This window comes from Kitasatospora sp. NPDC101155, from assembly GCF_044768305.1.
Classification (GTDB): Bacteria; Actinomycetota; Actinomycetes; order Streptomycetales; family Streptomycetaceae; genus Kitasatospora.
The window spans coordinates 343,184-369,676 of sequence record NZ_JBIWPN010000003.1; the positions used below are offsets into that span (position 1 = coordinate 343,184).

The window sequence follows — 26,493 nt, forward strand, 5'->3', positions numbered from 1 at the left end:
CATGGTGTCCTTCAAAGAACTGCACGAGGCGGACTTCTCCGGGATCAGAGACGCCGCCGACGCGTGGTCCGGCGTCGCCAAGTCCCTCACCTCACTGGACGACCGGGTCACCAAGGACCTCACGTCCACCGCCCAGCGGGCCGGTTGGCAGGGCACGGCCGCCGACGGCGCGACCAAGGTGCTCCAGGGCATCGACGGCGACTTCAAACAGGCCTCGAAGGTCGCCACCGCGCTGGCCTCGATCATGAAGGCCGCCGCCGAGGACTTCGCCGCCGCCCGGCGCGAACTCGACACCGCGATCCACGACGCGCAAACCGACAAGATGACCGTTACTGCGGACGGCGTCGTCAACTGGACCCTGCCGAAGGAGGCGAGGAACGACACCGACGGCGAGACGCTCGCCCAGGGGTTGCGGAGCAAGGCCGAGGCCATCTTCACCCGCCTGACGAAGGCCGTCGAGAAGGCCACCGCCGCCGACCAACGGGCCACCGGTGCGCTCCGGGGCGATGTCGGTAGCAGCACCACGTCCTTCAACCCCGCCCCGTACGGCGGCGGCCCGGTCGCCGACGCGGCGCTCGACCATGCGGACGCCGACAACAAGACCGTGGACTGGCAGGCGAAGATGACCTACCACGCGATCGGTGGGGTCGTGGGCCTGATTCCGGAGTTCGGGGACGCCGCGCAGCGCTTGGTCGACGTCGGGACCTCGATGTGGGCGGACTCCGCCAAGGGAGAGATCGACACCCACCTCAAAGGCGACCTGAGCTCCCACTTCTCGGCCGGACGGCAGCAACTGGACGCGATGCTCAACTACAAGCTGGTCGAGTCCGGATACGACCACTTCGCCTTGGACGGCGACGGCAGCGTCCCCGATCAGCTCAAGCGGAGCGCGGGGAGCGCCTACAACACCGGGATCGACAACACCTACCGCACCGTGTTCGGTAGGGCGTGAGCGCCGTGGAGACCGAGAAGAAGAACGAGCCGGCCGGCGAGCCCGCCGCGACGCCCGACCGCCCGGGGTCCGCCACGCACGGCCGGCGGAGATGGTTGCCGCCGGTGGTGCTGGCGGTCTCCCTGGCCCTGGCCGGGTCGGGGTGGTTCGCGCTGAACCGGCTGACGAACCTCGGCGGACCGGACAGCGTCTGCGACGGAGCTGCTTCGGCGGATCTGGTGCACGACCTCCTGGGTCCCGGGCGGGTCAGTGACGCTACGGCGGGATACGAGCCGACGAAGAACGCCACCGGGAGCTGCATCGCCATCGTCAAGTCCGGTCTGTTCGGGACTACCGAGAAGACCATGTGGTTCACCATCCGCCGCGGCACCGATGAGGGCCCGGGCGAGTGGGCCGCATCGGACGCCCGGCTGTTTCCCGGCGGCTCGGTCACCCCGGAGGCGGCCTGGGCCGTGCTTCCCGAGGGCTGCTCCAAGGGGGTGCGGGCCGAGGTGCACACCGCCGACGAGCAGGGCCACGACGAGGAACGTGCCCGCTTGGCCGTGTCGTTCGCCAACGCGGTGGCCAAGGCACGCGCGTGCGGGGACCGGAACCTCGCGGTACCGAAGAGCCTGTCGGCGAAGGGGGCCGAGACGGACCCGGACTGGGCGAACCTGTGCGGACTGCCCGGGTTCGCCCCAGCCAAGGACCCGAGCATCCCGAGCAGCCCGGTGACCTTCCGGCAGCGGGCCACCACAGCCTCGGACCCGATCTGGTCCTGCACGATCGCCGATCGCTCGTCGTCCCTGACCCCGCAGGTTTTCGCGATCACGACCGAGCCGCAGACCACCACCGTGGCCAGACGGCCGCACGACAACTCGGGTTTCGTCGGACGGGCCCAGTCGGTCGCGTACGGGACACTCATCGCCACCTGCCGGGGCAAGGACGTCTACTTCACCGTCACGGGTGGGTTCGACTCGTCCTTCAGGAACCGGTTGTTCCCCGACCAGGAGGGCCTGGTACGGCAGTTCCTCACCGCTGGCGGCAAGGCGATCGGTTGCGAGCCGATCCTCTAGGAACGCCCCCGCTACTTCCGGGTGTTGGTGCGGCGGGTCGGCTCTGCCGTGGTCGGGTCCTCGGGCCAGGGGTGGCGGGGGTAGCGGCCCCTTAGGTCTGCGCGGACGGCGCGGTAGCCCTCGCGCCAGAACGACGCGAGGTCGCCGGTGACGGCGGCGGGGCGGCCGGCGGGGGAGAGCAGGTGGATGGTCAGCGGGACACGGCCTCCGGCCAGGGCCGGGGTGGTGGTCCAGCCGAAGAGTTCTTGCAACTTGACTGCCAGCACGGGGCGTTCGGTGGTGTAGTCGACTCGTATCTTCGACCCGCTCGGGACGGTGATGCGCTCGGGGGCCAGTTCGTCGAGGCGGCCCGCTTCTCCGGTCGCCCACGGCAGGAGGCGCTGGAGGACGGAGGTCGTATCGATCCTGGCGAGGTCGGCGCGGCGGCGGGCGCGGGAGAGTTCGGGCTCCAGCCATTCGTCGGCACGGGCCAACAATGCGGCGTCGGAGACGTCCGGCCAGGGGTCGCCAAGGGCGGTGTGCAGGAAGGCGAGACGTTCGCGCAGGCCGGGGGCGGGCCAGGTCAGCAGAGTGCTCACGCCCTCGCGGGTGAGGCCTTCGAGGAGGGCACCCCGGACAAGCGCGGGGTCGGGGCGGTTGAGTGGCTTCTCGGCGAGTTCGATCGCACCGAGGGATTCGACCTGGCGGGAGACGACTTCGCCTCGGCGGGTGTCCCAGTGGACCTCCTCGTGCGCAGTGAGGAGGGGCGCGCCGGCGAGCCGGGCGGTGTCCTCGTCCAATGCGGCGGCGTGCAGCACCCGGGCGGAGTGGGAGCCCGCCGGGCGGTCGGCGACCGCGACGGCGAGCCAGGGCAGGGCGCCGAGCGTGGTGCCGGGGGCGAGTTCGGCAGCCGTCCCGGAGGCCATCAGGTACGGGCTGCGCTCGCCGGGGGCGGGCTTGTCGACCCGGGCGCGGGCGATGCGTTCGGGGAAGGCGAGGGCGACGACGAGGCCGGCGGCGGTCGCGTCGGGCAGGGCGGTGGCGGGTTCGTCGGAGGTGGCACGCTGGAGGCGGCGGACTTCGTCGCGCCAGCGGGCGGCGTAGGGGTCGTTGCCGGTTCGAACTGTTCGCCAGACCGCGCCGAGGTCGTCGCCGAGGGCACGCGGCGGTTCCTCGGAGAGCAGGGCGACCACCTCGGCCGCTCGCCGCGCGCCGACCGCCGCCGCGCCGTCGACCAGGGCGCGGCCCAGTCGGGGGTGCAGCCCGGTGCGGGCGAGGCGCACACCGCGCGGCGTGGCCCGGCCGTCCGCGTCCACGGCGCCGAGGGCTTGGAGAGTCTGCCGGGCGGCAGCCATCGCCCCCGCAGGCGGGGCGTCGGGCAGGGCGAGGCCGGTGGCGTCCGGGTCGCCCCAGCAGGCGGCCTGAAGAGCAAAGCTGGTGAGGTCGGCGAGGGCGATCTCGGGGGTGGGGAAGCGGGCGGCGCGGGCGTCCTCGGCCTCGTGCCAGCAGCGGTACACGGTGCCGGGGGCTTCACGCCCCGCGCGCCCCGCGCGCTGGCGGGCGGCAGCGAGCGAGGCCCGTACGGTGACCAGCCCGGCCAGGCCACGGGCGTGGTCGGTGCGGGGTTCGCGGGCGAGTCCGGCGTCCACCACGATCCTGACGCCGGGCACGGTGAGCGAGGACTCGGCGACGGCGGTGGCGAGCACCACCCGACGCGAGGTGGACGGGGTGAGGGCGGCGTCCTGGACGGCCTGCGGGGCGCGGCCGTGGAGTTGCAGGACCTCGGCCGCCACTCCCGCCAACTGCCCGGCGACGCGGGCGATCTCGCCGACGCCGGGCAGGAAACAGAGCACGTCCCCCGCCTGTTCGGCGAGCGCCCGGCGCACGGTCGCGGCGACGTGGTCGAGCAGCGCCGGGTCGACCCGGGTCCCGTGGGCGGGCCGGACGGCGCGCGGAGGCGGCGCCCAGACCACGTCGACCGGGTGGGACACCCCGTGCGCCTCCACGACCGGTGCGCCGCCGAGGAGTTCGGCCCAGGCCGCGGTGTCGGAGGTGGCCGACGCGCAGACCAGCCGCAGTTCGGGCCGCAGCGCCGCCCGGACGTCCAGCAGGAAGGCGAGGGCCGTGTCGGCGTCCAGGTGCCGTTCGTGGCATTCGTCCAGGACGACCACGTCGACCCCGGGCAGTTCCTGGTCGCGCTGCAGCCGTTGCAGCAACACCCCGGTGGTGACCACCTCGACGACCGTCGAGGGGCCGACCTTACGATCCCCGCGCACGGTGTAGCCGACCCGGCCGCCGACGGTCTCGCCGAGCAGCCAGGCCATCCGCCGGGCGGCGGCCCGTACGGCGAGCCGGCGCGGTTCGGCGACCAGCACGCGCCGCACCGGGTGGCCGTCGGAGAGCAGCCCGGCCAGGGCGAGCGGCACCAGCGTGGTCTTGCCGGTGCCGGGCGGCGCGGCGAGGACGGCGGCGCCGTGCTCGTCCAGCGCGTCGTGCAGGGCGGGCAGGGCGGTGCGGACGGGCAGGTCGCGCCAGGCCGGGTGCAACAGGCTCAGCCCCGCTCGGTGACGAAGATCGCCGTGCCCGGGATCAGCCGTCCGCGCAGCGGGGACCAGCCGCCCCATTCCTGCTCCAGGCCGGCCGGCCACTCGGGCTCGACCAGGTCGATCAACCGGAAGCCGGCGCCGACGAGTTCACGCACCCGGTCGCCCAGGGTGCGGTGGTGCTCGACGTAGGTGGCGCGGCCCTGCTCGTCCTGCTCGACGTACGGGGTGCGGTCGAAGTAGGAGGACATCGCGGTGAGGCCCTCGACGCCGGGCTCGTCCGGGAAGGCCCAGCGGATCGGGTGGGTCACCGAGAACACCCAGCGCCCGCCGGGCCGCAGCACCCGGTGCACCTCGCGCATCAGCCGGTCGGTGTCGGCGCTGAACGGGACGGCGCCGTAGGCGGAGCAGGCGAGGTCGAAGGACGCGTCGGCGAAGGGCAGTACGGCGGCGTCGGCCTGGACGACCGGGACGGGCTCGGCGCCGCGGCCGAGGTCGATCCGGCGGGAGTGCTGGAGCTGGCGGTAGGAGATGTCCAGGGCGACCGGGCGGGCGCCCCGGGCGGCCAGCCAGCGGGAGCACTGGGCGGCGCCGGCGCCGATCTCCAGGACGTCCTTGCCCGCGACCTCGCCGAGCAGCCGGGCGTCGGCCTCGTCGAGGCCTTCGGGGCACCAGGTGAAGCGGTCGTCGCCGAGGAACTCGCCGTGCTCGTCCTGGTACTCGTCGGCGTTGCGGTCCCACCAGTGCCGGCTGGCCCGGCTGCTCTCCCCGACGCCGGCCGTGCGCCGTACCGCGTCGTCGCCGTCCTCCTCCTCGACCCCTGCGGGGGAGGTGTCAAGATCGTGCAGGTTCGACTGGGGGGTGGTGGCCACGGTGACAATGCCCATCGCGTAGGGTATGGAGTGCGGAAGCGCCGCTGCCGCGAACCGGCCCGATTTTGGACCGGATCCTGGCGGTGGCATCCGGGGACAGGGCCCCTTCGGGCGCCACCGCGAGGTGCGCAATCGGAGGATATGGCCTGATCCGTACCGGGCTCCACCGTCTTGCCTCTTCTGGCGTTGACCGTGCCTGGCCGTCCCCGTATGCTACAAGTTGCGCTGCGGGCCTGCGCGCCTCGGACGGAGCAGGTCGCGCTCGCATCTGTCGAAGACCCCACGGTCGCAAGACGGACGCCGGTTCTCGTTGGACGAGACTCCCGGTGTGCCGTGTTCTTGGCTGTCCGGCTTTCGGTGGGAGCGATACGGGCCCTCCGCGTGGCATTACCTACGACTTTCATGTCCGTACCGGAGCCCTTTTCCTAATGACGAGCCCCACCGACTCCTCCCTCAGCACCACCCCGCAGGTCGCGGTCAACGACATCGGCGACGCGGAGGCCTTCCTCGCCGCCATCGACGAGACCATCAAGTACTTCAACGATGGCGACATCGTCGAGGGCGTCATCGTGAAGGTCGACCGTGACGAGGTCCTCCTCGACATCGGTTACAAGACCGAGGGCGTCATCCCGTCCCGCGAGCTCTCGATCAAGCACGACGTCGACCCGCACGAGGTCGTCGCCGTGGGCGACAACATCGAGGCCCTGGTTCTCCAGAAGGAGGACAAGGAGGGTCGTCTCATCCTGTCCAAGAAGCGCGCTCAGTACGAGCGTGCCTGGGGCACGATCGAGAAGATCAAGGAAGAGGACGGCATCGTCACCGGTACCGTCATCGAGGTCGTCAAGGGTGGTCTCATCCTCGACATCGGCCTCCGTGGCTTCCTCCCGGCCTCGCTCGTCGAGATGCGTCGCGTCCGCGACCTCCAGCCCTACGTGGGCAAGGAGCTCGAGGCCAAGATCATCGAGCTGGACAAGAACCGCAACAACGTGGTCCTGTCCCGCCGTGCCTGGCTGGAGCAGACCCAGAGCGAGGTCCGCCAGACCTTCCTCACCACCCTGCAGAAGGGCCAGGTGCGCTCCGGCGTCGTCTCCTCGATCGTCAACTTCGGTGCCTTCGTGGACCTGGGTGGCGTCGACGGCCTGGTGCACGTCTCCGAGCTGTCCTGGAAGCACATCGACCACCCGTCCGAGGTTGTCGAGGTCGGCCAGGAGGTCACCGTCGAGGTTCTCGACGTTGACATGGACCGCGAGCGCGTCTCCCTGTCGCTGAAGGCGACCCAGGAGGACCCGTGGCAGCAGTTCGCCCGTACCCACCAGATCGGCCAGGTCGTTCCGGGTAAGGTCACCAAGCTGGTTCCGTTCGGTGCGTTCGTCCGCGTGGACGAGGGCATCGAGGGTCTGGTCCACATCTCCGAGCTGGCCGAGCGCCACGTCGAGATCCCGGAGCAGGTCGTCCAGGTCGGCGACGAGATCTTCGTCAAGGTCATCGACATCGACCTCGAGCGTCGTCGCATCAGCCTGTCGCTGAAGCAGGCCAACGAGGCCCTGGGTGCCAGCCCGGCCGAGGCCGAGTTCGACCCGACCCTGTACGGCATGGCCGCCTCCTACGACGACCAGGGCAACTACATCTACCCGGAGGGCTTCGACCCCGAGGCGAACGACTGGCTGCCCGGCTTCGAGAAGCAGCGTGAGGAGTGGGAGCGCCAGTACGCCGAGGCGCAGGCCCGCTTCGAGCAGCACCAGGCCCAGGTCATCAAGAGCCGCGAGGCCGACGCCGAGGCCGCTGCCGAGGGTGGCGACGCCGTCGCCGCCGCTGCCGGTGGCTCCTACTCGTCCAGCAGCGACGAGGGCTCGGGCGCCCTGGCCTCCGACGAGGCCCTGGCCGCCCTGCGCGAGAAGCTGGCCGGTGGCCAGAGCTGAGGCTCTCGTCCCCGCTAGCTGACAGCTAGGCAACGGGCCCCACCCGGATTTCCGGGTGGGGCCCGTTGGTTTTTCCGTGCCTGTTCGCGTGTTCGTGTGCCTGTTCGCCTGTTCGCCTGTTCGCCTGCGTGCCCCGGGTGCCTGTCCACGTCCTCGCCGGCGTTTTTCGGCGACTGTTCACCGGCTCTTCGTTTTCCGCTTTGACTTATGTGTGGTTTATGTGTAGGGAAGTGTGAGATGAGGCTCATTGCCCTGCTATAGGTCGGAGTTCCGGATGCACCTACATTGAGTGGAGCTGCCCGAAAGGCTCCTTCATGCGCAACCGCTCCTCCGCCCCCACCGCAGTGGTCGACGGCCGGCTCGCCGCGATCGGCCGGTTCTGTTTCCGCCACCGCCGCTGGGTCCTCGGCTTCTGGGCCGTCGTCCTGGTCGTCGGGGTCCTGATCGGGGGACGGGTCTTCGAGGGCTCGGTGGCCGGAGCCTCCTCCGCGACCGCCGAAGCGGACCGGGGCAGCGCCGTGGTCGCCGCGGCCGATCCGGTCAAGGGCACCGTGACCGCGGTGGTGGACGGCAAACCGGTCGACGACCCGGCCGTACGCGCCGCCGTCGAGAAGGCCGTCACCGAGATCGCCGCCCTGCCCGGGGTCTCCTCCGCGCAGGACGCCTACGGCTCCGACCCGGCCCAGGCCGCGCTGCGCGCCAGCGACGGGACGGCGAGCCTGGTCACCGTACGGATGGCCGCCACCTCGACCTCCGCGCAGACCGACGCCGTCACCCACCAGCTGGCCTCGCTGAACGGCGCCGGCGGGGCGCACGTGACCGTCGGCGGGGACCTGGTGCTCCAGCAGGAGGTCAAGAAGCAGACCGAGAGCGACACCCGCTTCGGCGAGATGGTGACCCTGCCGCTCACCCTGGTCGTCATGGTGCTGGTCTTCGGCGGCCTGGCCGCCGCCTCGCTGCCGTTGATCGGCGCCGTCGCCTCGATCGGCGGGGCACTGCTGGCCATGTTCGGGTTCAGTCAGATCATGGACATCGACACCAGCGTGCTGCCGATCGCCACCGTGCTGGGGCTCGGGCTCTCGATCGACTACGCCCTGCTGATGGTGAACCGTTTCCGCGAGGAACGCGGCCACGGCGCGGGCATCGCCGCCGCCGTCGAACGCACCGCCGCGACCGCCGGGCGCACCGTCGCCTTCTCCGGACTGACCGTCGCCGTCGCGCTGTCCGGTCTGTTCGTCTTCACCAGCCCGGTGCTCGGCGCGGTCGCCGCGGCCGGGGTGAGCGTGGTGGTGATCGCGGTCGCGGCCGCGCTGACCCTGGTCCCCGCGCTGCTCGGCTTCGCCGGCTCGCGGATCAAGGCGCCTGCCGCGCCCGTGCCGGACGAGGGCTTCTTCAGCCGGACCGTCCGCCGGGTCCGCAAGCGGGCGGTGCTCGTCGCGCTCGCCTGCGTGGCGGTGCTGATGGCGGCCGGGGCGCCGTTCCTCCAGGCCGAGATGCGCAGTTCCGGCGCCGCCGTGCTGCCCGCCTCCTCGGCCGGGCGGCAGGTCGCCGAGACCGTCGACCACCGCTTCCCGCAGGTCGCGGCCGCGCCGATCACCGTGGTGGTCGAGGGCGGCGCCCAGGTCGCCCAGGCGTACGCGGACGACGTGGTCGCCAAGCTCCCCGGGGTGAGCGGGGTGCGGGCGGTGACCCCGGTGGGCGACAAGGTGTCCACGGTGGACGTCCTGGTGCACGGCGACCCGCAGGGCGCCACGGCCAAGCAGGTGGTGGACGAGCTCCGGGCCGACCGGGGCGGGCTGAAGACCTATGTGACCGGCGGCGCGGCCTCGGTGGTGGACTTCAAGGACGAGCTGCTGTCGCGCGGGCCGTGGGCGCTGGGCCTGGTCGCGGCCGGGACGCTGGTGCTGCTGTTCCTGATGACCGGCTCGCTGGTGATGCCGGTCAAGGCGCTGCTGATGAACCTGCTCTCGCTGGGCGCCTCGCTCGGCGCGCTGACCCTGGTGTTCCAGGACGGGTGGTTCAGCGGGCTGCTCGGTTTCAGCCCGACCGGTGGGCTGGAGACCTTCATCCCGGTGCTGGTCTTCGCCTTCGCCTTCGGGTTGTCGATGGACTACGAGGTGTTCCTGCTCGCCCGGATCAAGGAGCTGCACCAGCGCGGGCACAGCTGTACCCGGGCGGTGGAGCTGGGCGTCCAGCGCAGCGGTCGGATCATCACCTCGGCGGCGTTGCTGATGGTGATCGTCTTTGCGGGCTTCGCGGCCGGCGACATGCTCATGGTCAAGCAGATGGGCATCGCACTGGCGGTGGCGGTCGCGGTGGACGCCACCCTGGTGCGCTGCCTGCTGGTACCCGCCGCGATGAGCCTGTTCGGCGAGTTCAACTGGTGGGCGCCGGCCCCGCTGAAGCGGCTGCACAAGCGCTTCGGGCTGAGCGAGCACGTCGAGCTGCCCTCGCTGGAGCAGCCGGCGGTCCCGGCGCAGCGGCCGGAGCCGGTGGGGTCAGCTCAGGCGGTGTAGCAGCTCGACGCTCGCGCGCAGCTGGGCCCGTTCCTCGGCGGTGAGGCGGGACTCGATGGCGGTCGCGATGTGGTGCTCGCGACGGGCCCGCTGGTCGAGCAGGGCGGTGTGGCCGGCCTCGGTCGCGGCGATCAGCTGCTTGCGGCCGTCGGTGGGGTGGGGCTGCTGGGCGACCAGCCCGGCCTCGCTCATCAGGGCGACGGTGCGGGCCATCGACTGGTGGCGCACGCGCCGGCGTTCGGCGAGTTCGGCGACGGTGTAGGAGCGTTCGTCGCGGACCAGCAGGCCGAGGACGGCGGCCTGGTTCGGCGGCAGTTCGTCGCTGTCGCGCAGGGAGCGGACCAGGCTGCCGAGGGCAGTGCGCAGGTCGGCGGCGAGTTCCAGGGTGTCCGGGTGTGGTGCTTCGCGAGGCATGGGAGCAGTCTATCCGGAATTTCCACAGCAAAACTGTACAGTCATGCTGTATGGTTTTGGGCATGCGAATCACCAAGTTCGGACACGCCTGCGTACGCATCGAGCACGACACCACCACCGTCGTCGTCGACCCGGGGGCCTTCACCGACCCCGCCGCACTGGCCGGGGCGGACGCCGTCCTGATCACCCACGAGCACATGGACCACTTCGAGGAGTCCCGGCTGCGCGCCGCGCTGGAGGCCCACCCGGCGCTGCGGGTGTGGACCAACAGCACCGTCGCCGCCCAGTTGGAGGGCGTCGGGCAGCGGGTCACCGCGGTCGGCGAGGGCGACGCCTTCGAGATCGCCGGGCTCGGCGTCTCGGTGCACGGCGAGTGGCACGCGGAGATCCACCCGGACGTCCCGCGGGTGAAGAACATCGGGTTCCTCTTCGACGGCCGGCTCTTCCACCCCGGCGATGCCTTCACCGTGCCGCCGCACGCCGTGGACACCCTGCTGCTGCCGCTCGCGGCGCCGTGGAGCAAGGCCGGCGAGGTGGTCGACTACGTCCGGGAGGCGGGCCCGCGCGTGGCGGTGCCGGTCCACGAGGCGACGCTCAGCCCGATCGGGCACATGGTGGCCACCCGGCTGCTCGGGCCGGACGGGCCGGGCACCGGCGCGGAGCTGACCGTGCTCGGCGAGAAGGAGAGCCTGGAGCTGGGCTGAGGGACGCCGGTCGAGGGGTTGCGGGTGGCGGGCTTGAGCTGCCGGGCATGAGCTGCCGGGCCCGTACTGACGGGCCCGCGCGGCCACCGGTAGCCTGACGCCATGCTGAAGATCGGACTGACGGGTGGCATCGGCGCGGGCAAGAGCGAGGTGTCCCGGCTGTTCGCCGCGCGTGGCGCGGTGATCGTGGACTCCGACCTGATCGCCCGCGAGGTGGTCGCCCCCGGGACGGACGGTCTGGCGGCCGTGGTCGCCGAGTTCGGCCCGCAGGTGCTGCGCGAGGACGGCACGCTGGACCGCCCGGCCCTCGGGGCGGTCGTGTTCGGCGACCCGGAGCGGCTCCAGGCGCTGAACGCGATCGTCCACCCGCTGGTGCGGGCCCGCTCCGCCGAGCTGGAGGCGGCGGCCGCGCCGGACGCGGTGGTGGTGCACGACGTGCCGCTGCTGGCCGAGAACGGGCTGGCGCCGTTGTTCGACGTGGTCGTGGTGGTGGACGCCGCCGACGAGGTGCGGCTGGACCGGCTGGTGCGGCTGCGCGGGATGGCCGAGCAGGAGGCCCGGGCCCGGATGGCCGCACAGGCCACCCGGGAGGGCCGGCTGGCGATCGCCGACCTCGTGATCGACAACGGCGGGCCGCTGGAGGCGCTTTCGGCGCGGGTCGACGAGGTGTGGGCGGAGCTGGCGAAGCGCGCCGCAGCCTAGGACACGCCCTGGGTTCAGGCCGTGCCGGGGCTCCAACGGCAGTGAGGCTCAGGCTGTGCCGGGGCTCGGACGGTGCCGGGGCTCAGGCCGTGCTGAGCGGCAGTCGGGCCCGGACGGCGAAGCCGCCCTCGGGTGTCGGCCCGGCGTGCAGGGTGCCGCCGAGGTCGTCGGCGCGGGTGCGCATGCCGTCCAGGCCGTGCCCGCCGGAGGGCAGGCCGGGGCCCGTACCGGCCGGCCCGGCGGGGGAGTTGACCACCGTCAGGCGCAGCCCGTCCGGGGCGACCTCGACCGTGACGGCCACCTCGGCCGCCGGGGCGTGCTTGTGGGCGTTGGTCAGGGCCTCCTGGACGATCCGGTAGGCCGCGTACTGCACCGCCGGTCCGGGCGCGGGCAGCCCCTCGTCCGGGCCGGTGAGTGTCAGACCCACCGCCAGCCCGGCCCGCCGGGACTCCTCGACCAGGGTGGGCAGGCCGCCCAGCGAGGGCGCCTGGTCGGAGGCCGGGGCCAGCACCCCGAGCAGGCCGCGCAGTTCGGTGAGCGCCTGCAGCCCGAGGGCACGGATCAGGCCGAGGGTCTCCCGGACGGCGGCCGGGTCGTCGGCCTGCGCGATCTGCCCGGCGCCGGCGTGCAGGGTGATCAGCGAGACCCGGTTGGACACCACGTCGTGCATCTCCCGCGCCAGCCGGGCGCGTTCGGCGGCCGCGGCGCGCTCCTCGGCGTGCTCGCGGGCCTCCGTCAGCAGCCGGTTCCGCTCGGCGAGCACGCTCACCGTACGGGCGCGCTGGTGGGCGGTGAGCCCGAGAGCGAGCGGGACGGCGCCGAAGACCATCGGGTCCTCGACCAGATTGGCGAGCGCGGACGGGGTGCTGACGTCCCCGAGGTCGAAGGGCACCAGCAGCCGCAGCTCGGAGAGCGCCGCCAGGGCGTACAGCAGCGGGTTGGTGCCGCGCCGCGCGGCCAGCCCGTACAGGGCGACGGCGAGCGGGAGCTGGCCGCTCAGCAGGGTGACCGTCGCGGTGGCCGCCGGGTAGCGGCGGCGGAACGCGAGGGCGAGGGCGCCGAAGGCCATCAGGCTCGCGTTGACGTGCGGGGAGGTGGTCGGGCCGAAGTCCGGGTCCTGCGCGGCGAGCGGGACGAGGATCAGCAGCACCACGGCGGTCGGCGCGAAGGTCCGGACCGGGCGGGGCAGGCGCAGCGGTGGACCGGGCAGCGGTGCGGTGAGGTCGACGGCCGGCTGGTCGGAGGGCTGGCGCATGAGGGGAATGCTTCCATACCCGGGGCGGTGCGGGACGATCATCGGATCGGGTGGCCGGTTGGTGACGGGTACCGGGCCGGACGGTGTGCCCTGGCGGGTGTCCGGTCGGGCGTCCGGTCATGTGATCGAACAGGTGGTCGGGAGGGGAGTGGAACGGGGTTTGCGGGGAATGGAGCACGGAGTGATGGATGATCGTTTTACTTCCGAGCCGCCGACCGTGGTCCCGCTCCAGCAGTACGCCCGCGCCGAGCAGCAGGAGATCCTCGGCCCCGGTGAGGACCCGTACGGCGTCGCGTACACCGGGCTGACCTTCCTGCCCAAGGAGATCCACTTCGGCATCAGGGCCGCCGACGGCCGGCTCGTCGCCCACACCGGGCTGCTGCCGTTGCCGCTGACCGTCGGCGGCGTCGACCTGGAGGCGATCGGCGTCGGCGGCGTCTGCGTCGCCCCCGACCGGCGCGGGGGCGGCCTCGCCCAGGCCGTGGTCGGGGCCGCCCTCGAACACGGGCGCTCGCTCGGCTTCCGGTACGCGCTGCTGTTCTGCCGCCCGCCGCTGGCCGCGTTCTACCGGGGGCTCGGTTTCCGCGAGGTGGCCGAGGAGGTGACCGTCGAACAGCCGCAGGGGCGGCTCGCGGTGATGCCGCTGCGCACCATGTGGCGGCCGCTGGCGGAGGGTGCAGGCTGGCCGGAGGGGCCGGTGCGGCTGCGCTCGCTGCCCATGTGACCGTCGCTCGGGCGGGCGCCCGCTCGGCCGGTGAGCCGCCGCCGACGCGGTGGCGGGCGCACGCCGGTGGCCGGCACCACCCCCGTGGGCGTCGGCCACCGGCGCGTTCGGGGTGGCCGTCAGCTGTCCGCGCGAGCGTCTCCCCGGCACTCGCGAGCGCAGGCTAGGCGCCCACGATCGCCCGCTCGGCACCCGCCGCGTGGGCGACGGCGGCTGCGGCCAGGGCGCGGATCATCGGGTGGGCCCGGGTGCCGTCGCCGGACAGTTCGGGCTGGAACAGCGAGGCCAGGAAGAACGGGTGCTCCGGCAGCTCCAGCACCCGGACCTGGCCGGACTCGTCCGCGCCGCTGAAACGCAGTCCGTGGGCGCGCAGCCGGTCCAGGTAGTCGGTGTTGAGGCCGTAGGCGCAGTGGTAGCGCTCCTGGGTGCGGGTGGCGCCCAGGGCGCGCTCGGCCAGGGTGCCGGGGGTGATCTCGACGGCGCCCTCGTGGCCGACCAGGGAGCAGCTGAGCGGGACGATCACCTGCTGGTCGAGGTCGGGGTGCTCCTCGCCGTGGACGGCGTCGGTGATGCCGCAGACGTCGCGCGCGTACTCCAGCACCGCGTGCTGGAACCCGCCGCAGGTGCCGAGGAAGGGGATGCCGCGCTCGCGGGCGGTGCGCACGGCGGCCAGGGCGCCGGCCTCGTTGCGGTACGGGCTGCCGGGCAGCAGCCACACGGCGTCGAAGCCGTCGAGCGCGCCCGGGGCCCCGGCGTCCTCGGTGGGGATCCAGTAGGCGTCCAGGACGAGTTGGTCCTGTTCGGCGAGGGCGTCGAGCAGGCCGGGGATGCGGGCGTGCGAGCGGACGGCGGGGGAGCGGTCGCCGACCAGGGCGACCCGCGGGGTCAGGTAGGTCATGCGGCTATCCTGACCCCCAACCTGAGATCAGCGCCAACGATGATTTCTTACGTATCGATCAGATCGGTTGATGACCGCCGTGGATCCGCAGCAGCTGCGCACCTTCGTCACCGTCGCCCGTCTCGCCTCCTTCTCCGAGGCGGCCCGCGAGCTCGGCTACACCCAGTCCGCGGTCTCCCAGCAGATCGCCGCGCTGGAGGCGGACCTCGGCGCCGCCCTGCTGGTCCGTCGCCCGGTCGGCCCGACCGAGGCCGGGCGGCGGCTGCTGGAGCACGCCGCCCCGCTGCTGGTCCGGCTGGAGGCGGCGCGCGCCGACGTCGCACGCCTGGCCGGCGCCCCCGGCGCCCGGCTTGTGCTCGGCGCCACCCCGCTGGCGGTCGGGGCGGAGCTGGGGCGCGCGCTCGGCGAGGTGCGCCGGGCGTACCCGAGCGTCGAGCCCGTCGTCCGGGTGCTCGCCCAGGACGTGCTGCCCGCTCAGGTCGCCACCGGCGAGGTCGACCTCGCGCTGATCGACGGCCTGGCCGCGCCCAGCGACCCGCTGCCGCTGCCCGAGGTCGGCCCGCTGACCACCGTCGCGGTGGACGAGCAGCCGGTCGCGGTCGCCCTGCCGGTCGGCCACCCGCTGGCCGGCCGCGCCGGCGTCGCGCTCGCCGACCTGTCGGCCGCGCGCTGGCTCGACGCCCCCGACCTCACCCCGACCGCGGCCCGGCTGCGCGCGGCCGCCGGGACGGACGGCTTCCGGCCCGCCACCCGCTACCGGGGCACCGACCTGCACGGGCTGCTCGCCCTGGTCGCCACCGGCCACGGGCTCACCCTGCTGCCCGAGGCGGTGGTGGCGCGGGCGCCCGGTATCGCCTGCGCGCCGATCGCCGCGCCGCGGCTGGTGCACCGCACCGAACTGGTGCACGGCAGCCTGCCGGAGGGGCCGGCGGCGCTGCTGGCGCGGCTGCTGGTCGGGTAGGGCGCTCGGACTGCCGCCGCCCGTTGCCCGGTCGATGCCAGGAAGCCCGCCACCGTGCCCGCCGGCGCCACCGGGTCGGCCGGCCACGGGTGGTGGCCCGCGCCCGGCCGCGCGGTGAGGGTGGCGTCCGGGAGGAGTGATGACCCGTCGGACCGGCCGGAACGCCCTGCACTGCGCACGCGTGCGGGGGAGGTGTTGACGGGCGGGTGAGCGCCGGGGGATGTGGAGGGGTGGCCACCACTCGTTCACATCCCGGGCCTGACGCCCGTCGTGCGGACGGTGCTGTCATGGGCACAGTCGCCCGGCGATCGGCCGGGCCGGCCCCTGGAGAGCGTCACATGATGTTCCGTCAGCGTCTCACCGTCGTCGCCGCGGCGGCCGCCCTCACCACCGCCGGGCTCGCCGCCGGTACCGCGCAGGCCGCCGCTCCGGCGAACCACAAGCCGGTCAAGTCCGGCACGGCCGCCGCGAGTTGCTCGCGGGCGTACCTGCCGCTGCCCGATCCGTCCTGCACGCCGGGTGCGTACAACCCGGTGGTCACCCAGGCCACCATCGGCTCGACCATCTGCGTCTCCGGCTGGACCGCCACCGTGCGCCCGCCGGCCAGCTACACCAACGCGCTGAAGGCGCAGCAGATCGCGCAGTACGGCTACGCGGACACCAACCCGGCGGACTACGAGGAGGACCACTTCGTTCCGCTGGAGCTCGGCGGCGCGCCGCGCGACCCGCGCAACCTCTGGCCCGAGCCGCGCTACGGCAGCCAGCCGGCGCAGAGCAAGGACTCGGTCGAGAACAAGCTCAAGACCGCGGTGTGCGGCCACAGAGTGACCCTGGCGGCCGCCCGCAGCGCGATCGCCAGTGACTGGACCACGGCGCTCAGCCGCCTGGGGCTGTGAGCGCGCTGAGCGCGTGAAAGTGTGCCGCCAGGCCCGTCCGGTCCCCTGTGCCGGACGGGCCTGGCGGCCGTCTGTGGGTGCCTGCCGCGGTGCGGCAGGTGTTACTGGTGCCCGTCGCAGCCCGGGAAGGCCTCGCACAGCGGCGCCGACATGCCGGTGGCGACGTACTTGTCCTCCGGGCCCTTCCAGGCGTCCTTGGGCTGGGCGCCCGCCTTGGTGGTCGCCCAGACCGACAGCTCGCTGACCCACCCGCCGTCGGTGGTGACGTACTCGTGCAGGGTGGCGGTGGAGCCGTCCTGCTGCGGGATGGTCAGCACCGCGGCGAAGTAGGGCGCGTCCTGGGCGCTGTCGACCTTCACCGTCGCGCCGGGCGCGGTCTTGGCGCAGGCCTTGAGCGCGTCCGTCAGGTACCCCTTCGCCAGGTTGGTCAGCTGCTTGGTGCCGCTGCTGTGGGTCGGGTCGCCGTGCACCAGCAGGGTCTGCTGGGCGGTCCAGCGGTCGCCGCCGAAGCCGACCGAGGCCTTCGCGGCGACGCCGGTGAGCGGCCCCTCCTGGTCCTTGTCGGCCGCGGTGTGGCACAGCTCCATGCCCTTGAACGCGACCGCGCCGCTGACCGGCTTGGCGTTGGCCGCCAGCGGGGCGTAGTGGTAGGTCTCGTCCATCGGGATGCTCTTGGTGTCCATCCAGGCCTTGGCCGGGATGGTGTCGGCACCGTCGGCGGCGGGCTTGCTCGCGGCGGTGGTGGGCTTGGCGGTGCCGCCCCCGGTGGGTGCCGCGGTGGCGCCGGTCGGCGCGGGGGCGGCGGTCTTGCCGCCGTCCTGGCCGCTGTTGTCCGGGCCGCAGGCGCTCAGGGTGCCCGCGCAGAGCAGGGCGGCGGCGGTGGCGGTGACCAGTCGAATGCTGCGCAACTGACGAATCCTCGGGTGTCCGGTGTCGTGGGTCGGGGCCTGGTGCGGAGGTACGTCGACCGTCCGTCCTCGCCGACCGGTCGACCCGTGGCTGCGGGCACTCGGCATGGCTGTTCCTCCCCCGTTTCGTGCTGCCGTCCGGCCCCCTGGCTCCACAGCCCACCACTGGTCTGAGGGACGGTCAGAGCAGGTGCTGCGTCGACGGCGGACGAAACCTATGACACGGGGGCGCCGGGAGCAAAGCGGGATTTCTCCGGGGGGTCGGGGGACTGCGGCAGTTGCAGCGGGCTGGTGGTGAACATGTGTGCGGGCGTGGCGGAAGCGATGGGTGGTGGGGGAGGGCCGCGAGGTTCCACCGCCCCTGGGCGGACCCCGCCCGGTGCGGTGGATCTCCGTGCCGGGCGCCCGGTTCGGCGGTGGATCGTACCCGTCCGGGGTGGTGCCCGCCGGGTGCGCCAGGGCGCCCGACACCAAGGCTTTCCCTGGTATCGGGCGGGTGCGGTCCCATCCACGATACGTATCCGGGCCGTACGCGGAGGGTGCGCGGTGCGCGTACGGCCGGGACGGAATCCGGACGGAATCCGGACCCGGCCGTTACGGGGGAGGGGCCGCCGGGGACGGCCCTGCGCTACGGGTGGGTCCCCGGGACGCCGAGCTGCTGGGCGAGCCAGGGCAGGGCCTGGGTGAAGGTGGCGGCGCCGGTCTGCCAGGAGTGCTTGCCGGAGCCGACGGCGCCGGTGGTGCGGATGCCGTCCTTCTTGGCGGCCGCCTCCAGGGCCTTGGCGGACTCGATCTGGCCGTGCTCCTCGTCGCCCTGGCCGAAGTAGCCGGAGACGCCCTGGTACTTGGGGTGGTGGGCGAGCACGGTCAGCGGGTCGTGGGCCGCCCAGGCCGCGGCGTCGCCGCCGTACAGCTCCTGGATGGTGTGGTCCTTGTCCCCGATGTACGGGCCCTTGTCGCCGGAGAAGTCGCCGAAGTGGGTGAAGAGGTTGGGGTGCTCGACGACCAGGTCGAGGGCGCAGGTGCCCCCCATCGACCAGCCGGCCACGCCCCACTTGTGCGGGTCGGTGGCCGCGTTGAAGGTCTTCTGGACGAACGGCGGGATGTCCTTGACCAGGTGGCTCTCGGAGTTGCCGTGCGGGCCGTCCACGCACTCGGTGTCCACCCGGAAGCCGCCGGTGGCGTCCACGAAGACCAGGATCGGGGTGAAGCCGTTGTGCTTGGCGGCGAACTCGTCGGCGGTCTTCACGGCGTTGCCGGAGCGGATCCAGTTGTCGGGCGCCGCGAACTCGCCGCCGATCATCTCCAGCACCGGCAGCTTGGGCCGGTTCTGGCTGCGGAACCAGGCGGGCGGGAGGTAGACCAGCTCCTGGCGGTGGGTGAAGCCGCTCGCGGTGTCCGGGATGTCGACCTGGACGATGCGGCCGGTCCTGGTCTTGCCGTGGATCTTGGCGAGATCGGCCAGGGTGATCTGGTCCGGCAGTGGCTGGCCGCTGAGCTCGCCGATCGCGTCGTCGATCGTCGGGTAGTAGCCGGTGGCGATGTTCACGCTGTTCGCGGCGCAGAACAGCGCCAGTACGGCGGTCGGCGCCACCAGGGCCCGCCGCCACCACTTCGCGCCGCGCCAGCCGAAGCCCAGCACGCTGAACGCGGCGATCGCCACCCCGCTCCACAGCCACACCCCGAACGGGATCGGATCGGTGATCCCGGCCAGGGTGAGCACGCCGACGGCGAGGAGTGCGGTGATCGCCAGCGCCGTCCCGAGCGCGATCGGCCCCCACTTGCGCTGCCAGGTCCGGTTCCGCCAGCCCACCGCGGTCAGGAACAGGGCGAGGGCCGCGGCCTGGACCGTCCAGGGGAACCAGCCGTCGAGCAGGGAGACGTTCATGCGCGGAGGCTAGGCGGGGGAGATGAGAGGGGGGTTAGAGACTGGGAGGCCGCTGGGCGCCGGCTGGGTGCTGGCTGGGAGGCCGCCCGAGGGCTGCCTCGGGGCTGCTCGACGAACCGCCCCCGGCCCAGTCGTACAGGGCTCGGCCCCTGGCCGTTCCGGCGTGGAGCACGCCGTCTATGCTCGTCGATCGCGCTCGTGCGATCACGGCGAGCAATGGAGCACGGGGGGAAAGCGGCTGATGGGGGACAAGCCGGAGGGGTACACCGTCCATCTCGACGGACTGGACGGTCTTGCCGGGATGCTCGGTCAGGTGGCGACCGATCTGTCGTCGGCCAACCAGGTCTACACCTCGCAGACCTGGTACCAGTCCATTCGCTTCGCCACTGTGGCGGCACTCGTGCCCGCCGCTCTCCTGCTCACCGCCTGTACCGGTGACCCCGGTGGCCCGAAGGCGTCACCCACTGACCCGGCCACCAGCCGGCCGGAGACGGAGATCGCCCTTCCCGCCCTCGCGGAGGCGGGGAAGGCCACCTCCCCGTACCCGCCCAGCACGGTGACCCTGACCGTCGGACAGCCGTTCGGCGTCAGTGGAAGGCTGGTGAACCCTACGGCGTGGGCCTGGGAACTCACCTCGACCGGCGACGGTGCCGTACTGCGGCGCGGTCCGGATGTCGTGACCGAGCCCTGCTCGGCGGACGCGATCGGCTGCTCCACATCGGGCGACCAGACCTTCGTCGCCCTCGCCCCCGGCAGCACCACGTTGACCTGGACGTTCGTCGACCGAGGCACATGCGTCAAGGCGTCAACGCCTCCGATCCCCAGGTGCGGCAGCGTGACCAAGAGCATCCAGGTCACTGTGCGCTGAGCGACCCCGCGCGATGCGCGGGGTCCACGACGAACTGCTGCCCATCGCATGACCGTTAGCACACAGGCGCGACCGCATTTCAAGGGGCGCGACCCATGTCAAGCAAAAAGAAAGCCGACCGTCCATGAGGTGAACATCTGTCACAAGACACAAGTGCCCGGCCGGGGCGGGCCGTGACAGTGCCGACCTGGTCGCGAACTTCGAATCACTGAGCTCTTCCAGGGGGTGCGGATCGGGTGACGGCCCGGTAGTCGGTATGGGGTGAGGACGAACGAGGCCGCGGGGCGGTTGAGCGAGATGTCTCACGTCTCAACCAGCCGGCCGGGGAGCCTCGTTGGTCACCCAAACGGGACGGGCGGCCGTGAACCGTCCGTGGAGCCCGAGCGATCAGACGGTGTACCGGTCGTGCGGGACGCCGCGCGCCCACACGGTCTCGAACGCGCTGGAGACCAACTCCACCACGGCCGGATCCTCGGTGTACTCGTGGCCGGCCCAGTCACCGTCGCCGGTGAACCAGTGGAAGAGGACCAGTCGGTCGTCGATCAGCCATAGATCGTTGCCGGGCAGCGGAATGTCGGAGGCGAGCCGCCGGGGAAGCCACCGCACGTGCTCGCCGGCGGCGATGTTCACCGGGGTGAGAGCGTGTTCCCAGCGGATGTAGTCGGTCACCGGCTCGGAGACGATCCTCGCCCGACGCATCACCACACCACGGCCGACGGTCTCCCGCACGAGCGGTATCCAGCCGGCCCACCACTCGGAATCGGGGTCGAGATCGGCCCGGCCGGATTGCTTGAACTCCTCGAAGTCCGCGGCCTCGCCGGCGACTCCGTAGACGTCACGCATCTCCAGATGGACGGCGGTCCGCTGGGCTCCCTTCAGCAGGGCGGAGAAGTCCGGCACGTTCTGCGTCATCGCGCGCCTTTCGCGAGATGGGGATCACCCGCACAGGGATGCGGATGACGGATTCATGGTCAGACATGCCCTGTTCGTGACCAGGTAGTACGCGAAATCCTCGGTTTCGCCGATGCGAGTGAACCCGGTCTTGGCCAGCACCCGGCCGGAGGCGGGGTTGGCCGTGCGGTGCTTGGCGGCGACGGAATCCAGGTGCAGCGCGTCGAACGCGAGGGCGAGCACACCGATGACAGCCGCGGTGGCGTACCCGTGGCCCCAGGTGTCCTCGCGCAGGATGTAGCTCAGTCCGGCCCGGGCCGCGGCGGTGTTGAGCTTGACGGTGCCGACGAGGTCGCCCTCCACGTCGATGCCGAGGATGTGGTGAACGCCTGGACGCTCCTGGGCCCAGCAGACGGCCTGTTCGACGTACCGATGTGCCTCGGCGTCTTCCATCGCGGTACGCCCGAGGTGGCGCACGGAGGCGCCGCTGTAGATTCGGTGAATCGCGTGGGCATCGTTCGCCGTGAGCTCCCGAAGGTTCACAACTGTTCCAGCACGGAGGCGAGTTCGGTGGCTGTCGGCCGACTCCGGGCGGGCGCGCGTAGGACCTGCCGAAGCGCTGCTTGGAAGGCCGGCCAGGGATCGTCGCGACGGAGCGGAATCCCGCCGGTGGCGATGGCAGCGCGGCGGGCGGACGGGCCGACATCCGGCCCGATTCCGACGGCGTCGTAGTCGAGCGGCCACCGGCCCGTGATGCACGTCCAGAGTGTGCCCGCGAGGGCGTAGACGTCGGATTCGACGGTCGTCCGCACCGGGCGCACACCGGACTCCACCAGGGCAGCCAGTTCCGGGGCGATCAGGTGGGTGATGCCGCCCTGGAAGAGCGGAGACGGGGGGAAGTCCGGCGACCAGGCCCAGGACAGGTCGAGCAGCCGCGCGCCGTGGTTGGTGTGGATACAGTGAGCAGGTTGGAGATCGCCGTGTACCCACCCGGACGCATGGAGCCTGGCGATGGCCTGGCAGAGATCGACGCCTCCGGAGAGGGCTCTCTCGTGCTCGCCGTCGCCGCTCCGGATCGGTTTGAAGAGGCCCCAGGTCGAGGGGCCGACGAGCCAGGGGGTGACGTACCAGACACCTTCGGCGTACCGGCCGCCGGTGACGGTGTACTCGGGGAGTTGGTCCAGAACGGCACCTTCCCGAGCGGTGATCTCCTCGCCCTCGCCGTGTCCGGCCTTGATCGCGACCGTGGCCACGGCACCGGTCGCCTTCCAGACGGCCGAGCCGCGCCGGTCGGTGATCTCCGCGAGGGCGATCGGACCGCAGATGGCCTCGGCGGCCTTCACCGCTTTGTCGGGGCAGGGAGTGAAGTCGCCCATGCCTGTACCGCCTTCCAGTCGCAGGGGATGTGCTCGAACACGTCACGGCCGTCGTCATCGGCGATGGCAAGGGCCTGTGCCATGTCGGGGGTGTTGGCGAGGAACCGGGGATCGCGTGACCTGACGGCTGCCCGCACCGGAAGGAACGAGAACGGGGCCGGCGGGATGTGTCGGCCGATGCTGTCGGTTTCCCGTAGACCGGCGAAGAACTTGCCGAACAGCACTCCCACCGGGGCGTACAGATTGCGGAGCGCCCAATAGGGCCGGCGCATCAACTCCCGGTGGTCGGCGTCTGGCACCGAGCCGAGGATCACGAGGTTCTCGCAGGTGAGGACACCGTGGGCGCGGTCTTTCAGGGGCCTGATCCACTCAGCCGCCTGGACTCCGGCGTGGAACAGCTCGGCTTCCACCTCATCCCGGTCGGCGCTGGCGATCTCGTACACCGTCCAACCGGTCAGCCGTCGGTCCACGGACGGAGCCAGGAACGGGCAGTGCTCGGCCATCGCGGTGACGTACGCGGACGCCTCCACGCTGATGGGGTTCTCGGAGCGGCCTTCGACGAGGCGGAGCGCCCCGGCTGTGGGCCGGGGCGCTCTGCCGATGCGCGTCGCGGTCACGCGGTGGTCTTGTCCGGGACCGCGTCACCGTCACCGGGCGCGGGGGAGCAGTCCCACTCAGCCCAGACCTGCCCGGTCTCGCGGTAGCGGGCCAGTGCGCCGGTGTCGACCGTGCCCTCGGCGTCGGTGAACCAGACCTGGGGGAGGGGACCGTAGTACCTCACTTGCTGATACTTGCGCCACGGTTGCGTGTAGGTGGCACGCCATCAAGGGCGCACAGTGGCGCCCGAGACAGCGCGCTGACCGATGCACGCGGGCGGCCCCGTGTGGCACGCGGGGCCGCCCGGTGGGAAGCGCGTCAGTGATTGGTCGGGAAGTCGTCGGAGCGGATGCCGGCGATGAAGGAGCGCCAGGCCCCCGGAGTGAAGCCGAGGGCCGGGCCGTGCGGGTCCTTGCTGTCGCGGACCGGGACGATGTCGGTGATGCCGTCGGCTACTTCGACGCAGTTGTCGTTCGGGTTGCTGGCGATTGCCTTCTTCCACTGCACAGGGAGTGCGGAGGCGACAGGGAAGTGGGTCACTTGAGCGTGTCTCTCTTCTGTGTGATGAGGTTGCGCGACTCGTCGAGGGACAGGGCGGTTGCCATGATTTCGTCGAACGCCGCTCGATAGATATCGACTTGGTCCGGATCCTCAACCCAGTTGCTGCTGAGCATCCCGCTGAGCAGAACCAGGTCGAGATCGCGCTGTCGAAACTCCAGGAGTGCGAACGGCCCGGTCATTCCGGGGTGAGGTGGAGCCATGGCCGGCATGACCTGAATCCTGATGTTGGGGAGCTGGCTGAACTGCAGCAGCTTGTCCAACTGGTCGGCCATCACGCCTGGGGCGGCGTTCATGGTCAGGGCGGCTTCGTGAATGACAGCCCAAAGCTTCAGCGGGTTCTCGGATCGGGTGAGGACGGATTGCCTGTTGATCCGGACTTCGACACGTTCTTCGACGCTGGGCTTGTTTATCACGCCGCTGGAGATGATGGCGTGGGCGTATTGGCGGGTCTGAAGCAGGCCGGGGATGTAGGCGGACTCGTACGACTTGTTGCCTACGGCAGTCTCTTCCAGGCGGATCAGATCCGTGTAGAGCGGGTTCAGTTGCTCGTAGCCCGCCATCCAGCCAGGGCGCCGCTTGTCTCGGAGGATCTCGACGAGGACCTCCTTGAGCTCCTCGTCGCACTCGTAGAAGTCGAGCAGGGCGCGCACGACATCGGGCTTCAGCTGGACGCGGGCGTTCTCGTACCGGCTGAGCTTCACCAGGTTGATGCCATCGACCTGGGCGACGACCTCTTCCGCTGAGAGGTTCTTCAGCTCGCGAAGCCTCCTCAGCTCGGCGGCGATGCGTCGGTACCGCACGGCTGGCACTGCGACTGCCATCTACGTAACCCCTCCAGAGCGTTCAGGGACCAGTGTGCATCCGAGTGGTGACGGTTCGCCACCGCCGGCAAGAGCCTAGAGGGCGCACCTTGCCCTCGAATCTGAAAGTTTTCATATTTCAGAGACTTGCCTTGCGATCTGCGGCGGCAATGCTCCATGCTGTGAGTAACGAAGCGCTGGCTATGTGTGACATGCATGCCATGTGGCTGTGGTGCGCCGCCGTGAGGCGCTTCGTGCTGGACGTGTACGGGTGGCCCTGTTGGTTGCCCGGCCTTCTCCACTCATGTGCCTGGAAGGTTCCTTCGCCATGTCTCGAAACTCCTCGACCATCTGGCTCCCGCGCAGCCGCCGCTCCCCTGCCATCGCCCGCCAGCGGGCCTCCGTTCTCCTCTCGTCCGTCCCGGACGGGAAGCGCTTCCTCGACTCCGGGCTCGTGGTCGCCACCGAACTCGTCACGAACGCCGTCCTGCACGGCACGCCGGTCGGGCACCTCATCTACTTGGCGATGGATGTCGACCCGACCCGCTTTCGCATCGAGGTCCACGACGCCCGGGGCGACCACCTCCCCGCCATCTTCGCGCCCGGTCTCGACGGCGAGACCGGGCGCGGCCTCCGGCTCGTCGACTCGCTCACCAAGCGCTGGGGCTGCTGCCCGCGCCGGCCCGTCGGCAAGATCGTCTGGGGCGAGGTGGCGGCGTGAGGGCCGATCACGACATCCTCGTGGAGATCCCCGGCGTCAAGCCGCCGGCCGTCCGCATTCTCAACGCCTCGACGCTCGAAACGATCTGGGCGTCGATCTGCTTCCTTCCGATGCCGAGACCGCAGCATCAGCTCCTGGAGCGCCAGTTCAGCGGCCCCTGCGCCGAGCGTGACGTCATCCGCCATCTCGCCGCGAACCCCGTCCTCGTTCTCCCCGTCGGCGAGCACGAGGTGCGCATCAGCTGGGCGAACTCGACCGGGGAGCCCGAGTGATCGACCGCGCCCGGGACTGGTGGTTCCGGCGCTGCTCCCGTACTCGCGTCGCCCGTCTCATGCGTGCCGAACGGCGGCGCCTGGATGCGGAGTTGGCGCTGTGGTTGCCCGAGGCCTCCGCGGCTGTCCGCCGACGCGTGCTCGCCTCGATCGAGGAGGGTGGATCCACCTGATCGCGCCCACCCCCGCGTGCTAGGTTTGAACGCGTTCAAAGGAGTGGGGGAAGTATGACCGTGGTGCCCGCGAGCGCGCGGTGGTCGGCCAGTGCGGCGGTTGCCGTGTTCGTCGTGCCCCTGGTGCCCATCGCGGTGACGTGCGGGGTCGGTCTGCAGCTGTTCCTGTGCGCGGTCGGGCTGCTGACCGCCGCCGTCTGTGCCGTGCCGGTCTTCTACCGTCGCCAGGACCGGTTCCGGGTCGCCTGTGCGGCGGCCGGGTTCACGGTCGCCGGGGTGTGGGTGCCGTTGCTGATCCTCGGCTTCCTGGCAGCCCTGTCCTTGGGCGGCTGGGCCTGGTACCTCGCGTATCTGTTCATGCCCGTCGCGGCGATCGCCGCGCTGATCGCCGCCTTCCAGCGGGCGCGCGGGCCCGAGTGCGGTCGGGTGGCGGTCGCTCTCGGGTGGTCGGCGGCGGCCGCCTCGGTCGCCTGCTGGTTCCCGCTGGTCGCCTGAGGCCGGTCGACCCGACGCGGCGCCGGGTCGACCGGCCTCATCGTTTCGCGGTCAGCCGGCGACGACGGTGGCCGTGGTCCTGGTGCGCGTGAGCTCGCCGTCGGCGATGTAGGCGGAGAGGTCCACCGAGGACTTGGTCCACGCGCCGTCGGGCGAGGTGACGCTCACCGGTACGGTCGCGGTCGACAGCACGCCGGTGCAGGGAACGTGGACCGAGCCACGGCCCGAGGTGCCGGCCTGCGAGGCCTGCACGGTGATGGCGGCCGACTGGAAGTCCGCCAGGCACCGATAGGTGACCGAGACGTTCAGCGTCTGCCCGGCATCCGCCACGCTGGCGCTGTTGACGCCTATCAAGAGGGTCCCGGCGTGCGCGGGCGCGGTGGCGAGGGCCACGCCGACCGTGGCGAGGGCGGGGGCGGCCAGGAATCGGGCGAACTTCGTACGAATGGAGGCGCTCATGACAGCCTTCTCTCGGCAATGGTGGCATCGGGCATGGCGAGGTGCTCGCGGTGAGCCCCCGTGCCCATGCTGCTGTCCGCCGCGGGGTGGGGTG

At 71.8% G+C, this 26,493-nt stretch carries 29 protein-coding genes; 14 read left to right on the forward strand and 15 right to left on the reverse strand.

Annotated features, from left to right (window positions below; genetic code table 11):
* The first annotated feature begins 1 nt into the window (after nt 1).
* Together ACIRYZ_RS06265 and ACIRYZ_RS06270 are read left to right on the forward strand one after the other, a co-directional pair.
* A complete protein-coding gene (locus ACIRYZ_RS06265) occupies nt 2–952 on the forward strand; it encodes a hypothetical protein (protein ID WP_402940216.1) in 951 nt (316 codons plus the stop codon).
* Nucleotides 949–2,007 carry a hypothetical protein gene (locus ACIRYZ_RS06270; protein ID WP_402940218.1) on the forward strand — a complete coding sequence of 353 codons (1,059 nt, stop codon included), beginning with the start codon at nt 949–951 and terminating at the stop codon, nt 2,005–2,007. Before ACIRYZ_RS06265 ends, ACIRYZ_RS06270 begins: the two co-directional genes overlap by 4 nt.
* Nucleotides 2,008–2,018: 11 nt before the next feature.
* On the opposite strand, the gene hrpB is transcribed toward ACIRYZ_RS06270, so the two are convergent.
* Both hrpB and ACIRYZ_RS06280 read right to left on the reverse strand, forming a co-directional pair.
* Nucleotides 2,019–4,610 (reverse strand): ATP-dependent helicase HrpB, encoded by a 2,592-nt coding sequence (hrpB, locus tag ACIRYZ_RS06275; RefSeq protein ID WP_402940220.1) that lies wholly within the window; start codon nt 4,608–4,610, stop codon nt 2,019–2,021.
* Nucleotides 4,538–5,416, reverse strand: a complete 879-nt coding sequence (locus tag ACIRYZ_RS06280; protein WP_393037731.1) for a class I SAM-dependent methyltransferase — start codon at nt 5,414–5,416, stop codon at nt 4,538–4,540. Before ACIRYZ_RS06280 ends, hrpB begins: the two co-directional genes overlap by 73 nt.
* A gap of 413 nt (nt 5,417–5,829) precedes the next feature.
* On the opposite strand from ACIRYZ_RS06280, the gene rpsA reads away from it, so the two are divergent.
* Together rpsA and ACIRYZ_RS06290 are read left to right on the forward strand one after the other, a co-directional pair.
* Nucleotides 5,830–7,320 (forward strand): 30S ribosomal protein S1, encoded by a 1,491-nt coding sequence (gene rpsA / locus ACIRYZ_RS06285; protein WP_355671957.1) that lies wholly within the window; start codon nt 5,830–5,832, stop codon nt 7,318–7,320.
* A 314-nt stretch (nt 7,321–7,634) separates the two neighbouring features.
* Nucleotides 7,635–9,836, forward strand: a complete 2,202-nt coding sequence (locus ACIRYZ_RS06290) for an MMPL family transporter (RefSeq protein WP_402940223.1) — start codon at nt 7,635–7,637, stop codon at nt 9,834–9,836.
* Here the strand turns inward: ACIRYZ_RS06290 and ACIRYZ_RS06295 are convergent.
* Nucleotides 9,819–10,250: a MarR family winged helix-turn-helix transcriptional regulator gene (locus ACIRYZ_RS06295; protein WP_402940225.1), complete on the reverse strand. Its 432-nt coding sequence runs from the start codon at nt 10,248–10,250 to the stop codon at nt 9,819–9,821. The genes ACIRYZ_RS06290 and ACIRYZ_RS06295 overlap by 18 nt on opposite strands.
* A 62-nt stretch (nt 10,251–10,312) precedes the next feature.
* On the opposite strand from ACIRYZ_RS06295, the gene ACIRYZ_RS06300 reads away from it, so the two are divergent.
* A complete protein-coding gene (locus ACIRYZ_RS06300; protein ID WP_387617974.1) occupies nt 10,313–10,954 on the forward strand; it encodes an MBL fold metallo-hydrolase in 642 nt (213 codons plus the stop codon).
* A 102-nt stretch (nt 10,955–11,056) separates the two neighbouring features.
* On the forward strand, nt 11,057–11,656 hold the full coding sequence (coaE, locus tag ACIRYZ_RS06305) for a dephospho-CoA kinase (protein WP_402940227.1): 600 nt from the start codon (nt 11,057–11,059) through the stop codon (nt 11,654–11,656).
* An 82-nt stretch (nt 11,657–11,738) separates the two neighbouring features.
* Here the strand turns inward: coaE and ACIRYZ_RS06310 are convergent, their stop codons facing one another.
* Nucleotides 11,739–12,911 (reverse strand): sensor histidine kinase, encoded by a 1,173-nt coding sequence (locus tag ACIRYZ_RS06310; RefSeq protein ID WP_402940229.1) that lies wholly within the window; start codon nt 12,909–12,911, stop codon nt 11,739–11,741.
* A gap of 169 nt (nt 12,912–13,080) precedes the next feature.
* On the opposite strand from ACIRYZ_RS06310, the gene ACIRYZ_RS06315 reads away from it, so the two are divergent.
* Nucleotides 13,081–13,635: a GNAT family N-acetyltransferase gene (locus tag ACIRYZ_RS06315; RefSeq protein WP_402940231.1), complete on the forward strand. Its 555-nt coding sequence runs from the start codon at nt 13,081–13,083 to the stop codon at nt 13,633–13,635.
* A gap of 163 nt (nt 13,636–13,798) precedes the next feature.
* On the opposite strand, the gene ACIRYZ_RS06320 is transcribed toward ACIRYZ_RS06315, so the two are convergent.
* Entirely contained in the window at nt 13,799–14,533 is a 735-nt protein-coding gene (locus ACIRYZ_RS06320; protein ID WP_402940234.1) for a hypothetical protein, read from the reverse strand.
* A 70-nt stretch (nt 14,534–14,603) separates the two neighbouring features.
* On the opposite strand from ACIRYZ_RS06320, the gene ACIRYZ_RS06325 reads away from it, so the two are divergent.
* Nucleotides 14,604–15,494 (forward strand): LysR family transcriptional regulator, encoded by an 891-nt coding sequence (locus tag ACIRYZ_RS06325; RefSeq protein WP_402940237.1) that lies wholly within the window; start codon nt 14,604–14,606, stop codon nt 15,492–15,494.
* Nucleotides 15,495–15,832: 338 nt separating this feature from the next.
* A complete protein-coding gene (locus tag ACIRYZ_RS06330) occupies nt 15,833–16,390 on the forward strand; it encodes a hypothetical protein (RefSeq protein WP_402940240.1) in 558 nt (185 codons plus the stop codon).
* A gap of 101 nt (nt 16,391–16,491) precedes the next feature.
* Here the strand turns inward: ACIRYZ_RS06330 and ACIRYZ_RS06335 are convergent, their stop codons facing one another.
* Together ACIRYZ_RS06335 and ACIRYZ_RS06340 are read right to left on the reverse strand one after the other, a co-directional pair.
* Nucleotides 16,492–17,298 carry a hypothetical protein gene (locus ACIRYZ_RS06335; RefSeq protein ID WP_402940243.1) on the reverse strand — a complete coding sequence of 269 codons (807 nt, stop codon included), beginning with the start codon at nt 17,296–17,298 and terminating at the stop codon, nt 16,492–16,494.
* 628 nt (nt 17,299–17,926) lie between these two features.
* A complete protein-coding gene (locus ACIRYZ_RS06340; RefSeq protein WP_402940245.1) occupies nt 17,927–19,186 on the reverse strand; it encodes an alpha/beta hydrolase-fold protein in 1,260 nt (419 codons plus the stop codon).
* 241 nt (nt 19,187–19,427) lie between these two features.
* On the opposite strand from ACIRYZ_RS06340, the gene ACIRYZ_RS06345 reads away from it, so the two are divergent.
* Nucleotides 19,428–20,054 (forward strand): hypothetical protein, encoded by a 627-nt coding sequence (locus ACIRYZ_RS06345; RefSeq protein WP_402940248.1) that lies wholly within the window; start codon nt 19,428–19,430, stop codon nt 20,052–20,054.
* Between the two features lie 387 nt (nt 20,055–20,441).
* On the opposite strand, the gene ACIRYZ_RS06350 is transcribed toward ACIRYZ_RS06345, so the two are convergent.
* From ACIRYZ_RS06350 to ACIRYZ_RS06380, 7 genes are all read right to left on the reverse strand, one after another.
* A complete protein-coding gene (locus ACIRYZ_RS06350) occupies nt 20,442–20,966 on the reverse strand; it encodes a DUF6879 family protein (protein ID WP_402940251.1) in 525 nt (174 codons plus the stop codon).
* A gap of 24 nt (nt 20,967–20,990) precedes the next feature.
* Nucleotides 20,991–21,488 (reverse strand): GNAT family N-acetyltransferase, encoded by a 498-nt coding sequence (locus tag ACIRYZ_RS06355; RefSeq protein ID WP_402940254.1) that lies wholly within the window; start codon nt 21,486–21,488, stop codon nt 20,991–20,993.
* Nucleotides 21,485–22,321 carry a hypothetical protein gene (locus tag ACIRYZ_RS06360; RefSeq protein ID WP_402940257.1) on the reverse strand — a complete coding sequence of 279 codons (837 nt, stop codon included), beginning with the start codon at nt 22,319–22,321 and terminating at the stop codon, nt 21,485–21,487. The genes ACIRYZ_RS06355 and ACIRYZ_RS06360 overlap by 4 nt, the downstream gene beginning before the upstream one ends.
* Nucleotides 22,285–22,938 (reverse strand): hypothetical protein, encoded by a 654-nt coding sequence (locus ACIRYZ_RS06365; RefSeq protein ID WP_402940260.1) that lies wholly within the window; start codon nt 22,936–22,938, stop codon nt 22,285–22,287. The genes ACIRYZ_RS06360 and ACIRYZ_RS06365 overlap by 37 nt, the downstream gene beginning before the upstream one ends.
* Nucleotides 22,935–23,102: a hypothetical protein gene (locus ACIRYZ_RS06370; protein WP_402940263.1), complete on the reverse strand. Its 168-nt coding sequence runs from the start codon at nt 23,100–23,102 to the stop codon at nt 22,935–22,937. The genes ACIRYZ_RS06365 and ACIRYZ_RS06370 overlap by 4 nt, the downstream gene beginning before the upstream one ends.
* A gap of 134 nt (nt 23,103–23,236) precedes the next feature.
* Complete coding sequence (locus tag ACIRYZ_RS06375; RefSeq protein WP_402940266.1) at nt 23,237–23,458, reverse strand: DUF397 domain-containing protein; 222 nt, start codon at nt 23,456–23,458, stop codon at nt 23,237–23,239.
* The gene (locus tag ACIRYZ_RS06380) at nt 23,455–24,300 is read right to left on the reverse strand and encodes a helix-turn-helix domain-containing protein (RefSeq protein WP_402940269.1); all 846 of its coding nucleotides are present in this window, start codon (nt 24,298–24,300) and stop codon (nt 23,455–23,457) included. Before ACIRYZ_RS06380 ends, ACIRYZ_RS06375 begins: the two co-directional genes overlap by 4 nt.
* Before the next feature lie 307 nt (nt 24,301–24,607).
* Here ACIRYZ_RS06380 and ACIRYZ_RS06385 point away from each other — a divergent pair, with 307 nt between their 5' ends.
* The 4 genes from ACIRYZ_RS06385 to ACIRYZ_RS06400 are packed head-to-tail and all read left to right on the forward strand — an operon-like array spanning nt 24,608 to nt 25,940.
* On the forward strand, nt 24,608–25,000 hold the full coding sequence (locus tag ACIRYZ_RS06385) for an ATP-binding protein (protein WP_402940272.1): 393 nt from the start codon (nt 24,608–24,610) through the stop codon (nt 24,998–25,000).
* Nucleotides 24,997–25,272 (forward strand): hypothetical protein, encoded by a 276-nt coding sequence (locus tag ACIRYZ_RS06390; protein WP_402940275.1) that lies wholly within the window; start codon nt 24,997–24,999, stop codon nt 25,270–25,272. Before ACIRYZ_RS06385 ends, ACIRYZ_RS06390 begins: the two co-directional genes overlap by 4 nt.
* A complete protein-coding gene (locus ACIRYZ_RS06395) occupies nt 25,269–25,445 on the forward strand; it encodes a hypothetical protein (RefSeq protein ID WP_402940278.1) in 177 nt (58 codons plus the stop codon). Before ACIRYZ_RS06390 ends, ACIRYZ_RS06395 begins: the two co-directional genes overlap by 4 nt.
* A gap of 54 nt (nt 25,446–25,499) precedes the next feature.
* The gene (locus tag ACIRYZ_RS06400) at nt 25,500–25,940 is read left to right on the forward strand and encodes a hypothetical protein (RefSeq protein ID WP_402940281.1); all 441 of its coding nucleotides are present in this window, start codon (nt 25,500–25,502) and stop codon (nt 25,938–25,940) included.
* Nucleotides 25,941–25,991: 51 nt separating this feature from the next.
* On the opposite strand, the gene ACIRYZ_RS06405 is transcribed toward ACIRYZ_RS06400, so the two are convergent.
* A complete protein-coding gene (locus tag ACIRYZ_RS06405) occupies nt 25,992–26,399 on the reverse strand; it encodes a hypothetical protein (RefSeq protein WP_402940284.1) in 408 nt (135 codons plus the stop codon).
* Nucleotides 26,400–26,493: the final 94 nt, after the last annotated feature.

Bases quoted from the DNA above. Each gene is read 5' to 3' on its own strand.
- ACIRYZ_RS06265 (WP_402940216.1), top strand. From the start codon at position 2: ATGGTGTCCTTCAAAGAACTGCACGAGGCGGACTTCTCCGGGATCAGA.
- ACIRYZ_RS06340 (WP_402940245.1), bottom strand. From the start codon at position 19,186: ATGAACGTCTCCCTGCTCGACGGCTGGTTCCCCTGGACGGTCCAGGCC.
- ACIRYZ_RS06350 (WP_402940251.1), bottom strand. From the start codon at position 20,966: ATGACGCAGAACGTGCCGGACTTCTCCGCCCTGCTGAAGGGAGCCCAG.
- coaE (WP_402940227.1), top strand. From the start codon at position 11,057: ATGCTGAAGATCGGACTGACGGGTGGCATCGGCGCGGGCAAGAGCGAG.
- ACIRYZ_RS06360 (WP_402940257.1), bottom strand. From the start codon at position 22,321: ATGGGCGACTTCACTCCCTGCCCCGACAAAGCGGTGAAGGCCGCCGAG.
- ACIRYZ_RS06325 (WP_402940237.1), top strand. From the start codon at position 14,604: ATGACCGCCGTGGATCCGCAGCAGCTGCGCACCTTCGTCACCGTCGCC.
- ACIRYZ_RS06345 (WP_402940248.1), top strand. From the start codon at position 19,428: ATGGGGGACAAGCCGGAGGGGTACACCGTCCATCTCGACGGACTGGAC.
- ACIRYZ_RS06380 (WP_402940269.1), bottom strand. From the start codon at position 24,300: ATGGCAGTCGCAGTGCCAGCCGTGCGGTACCGACGCATCGCCGCCGAG.
- rpsA (WP_355671957.1), top strand. From the start codon at position 5,830: ATGACGAGCCCCACCGACTCCTCCCTCAGCACCACCCCGCAGGTCGCG.
- ACIRYZ_RS06315 (WP_402940231.1), top strand. From the start codon at position 13,081: ATGGAGCACGGAGTGATGGATGATCGTTTTACTTCCGAGCCGCCGACC.
- hrpB (WP_402940220.1), bottom strand. From the start codon at position 4,610: ATGGGGCGGCTGGTCCCCGCTGCGCGGACGGCTGATCCCGGGCACGGC.
- ACIRYZ_RS06290 (WP_402940223.1), top strand. From the start codon at position 7,635: ATGCGCAACCGCTCCTCCGCCCCCACCGCAGTGGTCGACGGCCGGCTC.
- ACIRYZ_RS06385 (WP_402940272.1), top strand. From the start codon at position 24,608: ATGTCTCGAAACTCCTCGACCATCTGGCTCCCGCGCAGCCGCCGCTCC.
- ACIRYZ_RS06310 (WP_402940229.1), bottom strand. From the start codon at position 12,911: ATGCGCCAGCCCTCCGACCAGCCGGCCGTCGACCTCACCGCACCGCTG.
- ACIRYZ_RS06295 (WP_402940225.1), bottom strand. From the start codon at position 10,250: ATGCCTCGCGAAGCACCACACCCGGACACCCTGGAACTCGCCGCCGAC.
- ACIRYZ_RS06405 (WP_402940284.1), bottom strand. From the start codon at position 26,399: ATGAGCGCCTCCATTCGTACGAAGTTCGCCCGATTCCTGGCCGCCCCC.
- ACIRYZ_RS06400 (WP_402940281.1), top strand. From the start codon at position 25,500: ATGACCGTGGTGCCCGCGAGCGCGCGGTGGTCGGCCAGTGCGGCGGTT.
- ACIRYZ_RS06330 (WP_402940240.1), top strand. From the start codon at position 15,833: ATGATGTTCCGTCAGCGTCTCACCGTCGTCGCCGCGGCGGCCGCCCTC.
- ACIRYZ_RS06280 (WP_393037731.1), bottom strand. From the start codon at position 5,416: ATGGGCATTGTCACCGTGGCCACCACCCCCCAGTCGAACCTGCACGAT.
- ACIRYZ_RS06320 (WP_402940234.1), bottom strand. From the start codon at position 14,533: ATGACCTACCTGACCCCGCGGGTCGCCCTGGTCGGCGACCGCTCCCCC.
- ACIRYZ_RS06300 (WP_387617974.1), top strand. From the start codon at position 10,313: ATGCGAATCACCAAGTTCGGACACGCCTGCGTACGCATCGAGCACGAC.